The 3,328-nt window shown below is 50.6% G+C and carries 2 protein-coding genes; both read left to right on the top strand.

The features are described 5' to 3' along the window. Nucleotides 1-246: 246 nt before the first annotated feature. Entirely contained in the window at nucleotides 247-2,565 is a 2,319-nt protein-coding gene (locus tag CA13_RS06550; RefSeq protein ID WP_146395146.1) for an RHS repeat-associated core domain-containing protein, read from the top strand. Further along, nucleotides 2,565-3,311 (top strand): hypothetical protein, encoded by a 747-nt coding sequence (locus CA13_RS06545; protein ID WP_146395145.1) that lies wholly within the window; start codon nucleotides 2,565-2,567, stop codon nucleotides 3,309-3,311. Before CA13_RS06550 ends, CA13_RS06545 begins: the two co-directional genes overlap by 1 nt. The last annotated feature ends 17 nt before the right edge of the window (nucleotides 3,312-3,328 follow it).

Raw genomic sequence — 3,328 nt, 5'->3', positions numbered from 1 at the left:
GGTGTGGTCAAGGCTGGCTGTGTGCTCCCGAGAACCCACTCGGACTATCTTCGGTGTAGCGGATTCTCTTCCGCACGCTCGAACCTGCAACTGATTTTGCGATTAGCGTTGTCTGCTGCGCGGTCGATGCTGAAAAGATGCATGTGAACTGACAGGAGAGGAGGTTTACCACTCCGATCGCGTCCAATGCCGGAATATTTCCGAAGCAAAGACTCTGGAAAAGCTCCTTGCTGAAAATAAAACTGGATGGCCCTTTCTTGTCCCGACGCACGTGGACGTCAAATCAAACAAACCGATCGGCTCGGTGGCGAAACCGAGTTTGCCTACACGGCCACAGGACAGCTTCTTTCGCTCACCGATGCCCAGGATCAAGTCACCAGCTACACGTACGACGATGCTGGCAATAAACTGACCGAAACCTATCCCGATCATGTTTCGGGCAGCAGTATCGGCAATGTTGGCTATGGCATTGTCAGCTTCACCCCTGATGCCATTGGACGCACGAAGATCCGTACCGACCAGCAAGGGGATACCTGCACTTATGCTTATGACTTGGCGGGACGACTACTCAACAAAGTCTATGCCGGTCATGCCTCCGGTCCGCTTTCGGGCCAGACGGACACCGACACGTTCACTTATGACGCTGCCGGACGAATGCTGACGGCGACATCCGGTCGCTATGGCAACACGGTCAGCTACACGTACGACGAAGCGGGCCGCAAGTCGACCGAATCGACCACCCTTGGTGGCCAAACCTATACAACAACGACCAATTACGACGATCTCGGCCAAGTGTCGAGCCTAACGTACCCCGATGGTTCGCCGGTCGTCCGGACCTATTCCGATCATGGACAATTGGAAACGGTCGCGTTTAACAATACTACCGTCGACACTCGCACCTACGACGATGGTGGGCGAATGACGGGTAGTAGCTACAATAATGGGGTGAGTGAAAGTAGAACGTACAATACCGATAACACCCTTGCGGGGATCACCTTTAGCGGTGCTCCAATCGGGGATCTTACGTACGGCTGGGACGCGAACAAGAACAAGACGTCCGAGACGATTACGGGAACGATGAGCGGTTACGGATTCACGGTTCCATCGAGCGGTTATGACGACGAGGATCGCTTGGTCGGTTGGAACCGCTCCGATAGCAATCTCGATCAAGCCTGGAATCTTTCGCTTGTCGGCGACTGGAACAGTTTCACCGAGAATGCCAGCGTGCAAAGCCGTACCCACGGCCCCACGCACGAGATCCTCAGTGCCGCCGGCCAAGCGGTTCAGCACGACGCCAAGGGGAACCAAACTCTACTTCCCACTAGCCTCTCGCCGCTAGCCACTAGCCTCTCACTTCACTGGGATTTTGAGAACAAGCTGCGTGGAGCCGATACGGACAACGACGGTACCGATGATGTGACTTACCAGTTCGATGCTCTCGGTCGCCGAGTCGCTCGGGACGATGGAACGACGGTAACGGTGTTCGTTCAAAGTGGTCAGCAAACGATTGCCGACTACACCTCTGGCGCGGTCGCTTCTTCACCGACGTACACCTACGTCTATGCCAGTTACATCGACGAGCTGGTAATAAGGGGTGGAACTGGCGGCTTACGTTACTACCACCGAGGCCAACAGTACAGCATCATCGCCCTGACCGATGGCGGCGGATTGGTGAAAGAACGCTACGCTTACGATGCCTACGGAACACCTACGACTCTGGATGCTGCCGGAACTGCACTTACGACGAGTGCCGAAGACAACCGTTACACTTACACGGGTCGCGAGTACGACGAGGCGTTAGGGTTGTATCACTACCGCGCCCGCATGTACGACTCGGGTGCCGGTAGGTTCTGCTCCAGAGATCCGATCGGGTTCCTTGGTGGGAGTTTTGGACTTTATTCGAATGTATTTGTTTTAGGTGACACAGATCCATCGGGGCAGAATCCATGCGAAAAGGGAGAGTGTAAAATTGCCAACGCCAACTGTGAACTGGAAGCCTTTGAAATAGAAGCATATATGGGGGCAAATGACTGGCAAGGTGTGGACGTTGGTGATGACATTGACGACATGGAAGACTTAGTGGATGACTTCGAAGGCTATCTCAAAAAGCTTGCCAGAAAGCTTGGGATTCCAGTGAAGAAACTCAAGCAAATGCTTAGACTTGGTTCTGCGAATCCAGCCGATGAGATGTGGTATCAGCTGCGAATTCGATTGAACTTTGAATGTGATTACGAAATCACCACCTGTGTCGATAAATTCTGGAGCTGGAGCTGTGGAACTCGCTGGAGTTTCACAGATATGAATGAGAGTGTCGAGACCGGTGTAACTACGCACCAAATTGTATTTGGGTCTCAGAATGGGTACGAACTCACAGATCATCTTGACCGGGCACAAATCATCGGAGCGATTAAGGAACTTTTCCAAAAGGGATCAGTCTTGAAATCAAAAGAACAGCTTGAAACTACGCTGAAAGCGACAGTTGAATCAGATGCGATAGAAAATAGCTTTGCAAACTGTTCATCTATCACTGAGTGGGACCAAGACTTGACGATAGATGCGAATTGATGCAGGGCTGGAGCATTAAGAGAATCGTTCTTACGGTAGGATGCTTAGTTGCTGTTACTGCGGTCGTGCAAGTTATGGCGTTTCTTAGTTCAGGACGTAGACGGTCGGTTGCAGCTTCGAGACTGAGAGCGAGTGGAATTGAAATAGCCTTTAAGAATTCAGATGCTGGTTGGTTTCGTGATTTGGTAGGTGACATCATTGGTGACGCATATGTTCATCCTACGCACGAGATACGAATCAACGAAACGTGTGGACGCTTCAGTTCTGGCATTGACTGGAACTCAATGTGCGAGTTATCACCAATTATAAAAATCGAAATCAGCGATTTCCAACTTTCACATGAGCTATTTTCGACTATTAGCAGTTTGGATATTGAACAAATTTGGATTAGGGACTGTGTCGTCTCTGATGACGCGAGGCTGTCCTTTCCCTCGACGATACAGGTCTTGGTCGTTGAGGATACAAAGCTGGGTAAGCATTTCGAAGGTGCTCTTGATAATTCAATATTACTCGAAGAGCTATGGCTCGATTGCGCAGGAATACAAGCAGAACAGGTTGTTCACTTATCTCTGCCAACTTTAAAGATTCTGTCCATTAACGGCATTGAATACATTGATCCTGCATCGCTGACTCATAGCTTTCCCTCGCTTCAAACCCTATACGTCAGCCGTGGGGATTGGTCAGGCGAAAACGAAAAAAGGTTCGAAGAACAGTGTGAAGTAAATGTTGTTATCAGTGATGAGTGATCTGTTACGGAGAGGAA

Origin of the sequence: Novipirellula herctigrandis, from assembly GCA_007859835.1 — a bacterium.
Classification (GTDB): Bacteria; Planctomycetota; Planctomycetia; order Pirellulales; family Pirellulaceae; genus Novipirellula_A; species Novipirellula_A herctigrandis.
Note: the sequence above shows the minus strand (reverse complement) of the source record. Positions and strands in the feature narration are given on the sequence as shown.

Coding starts and splice junctions, on each gene's coding strand:
- CA13_RS06545 (WP_146395145.1), top strand. CDS start 2,565: ATGCAGGGCTGGAGCATTAAGAGAATCGTTCTTACGGTAGGATGCTTA.
- CA13_RS06550 (WP_146395146.1), top strand. CDS start 247: ATGGCCCTTTCTTGTCCCGACGCACGTGGACGTCAAATCAAACAAACC.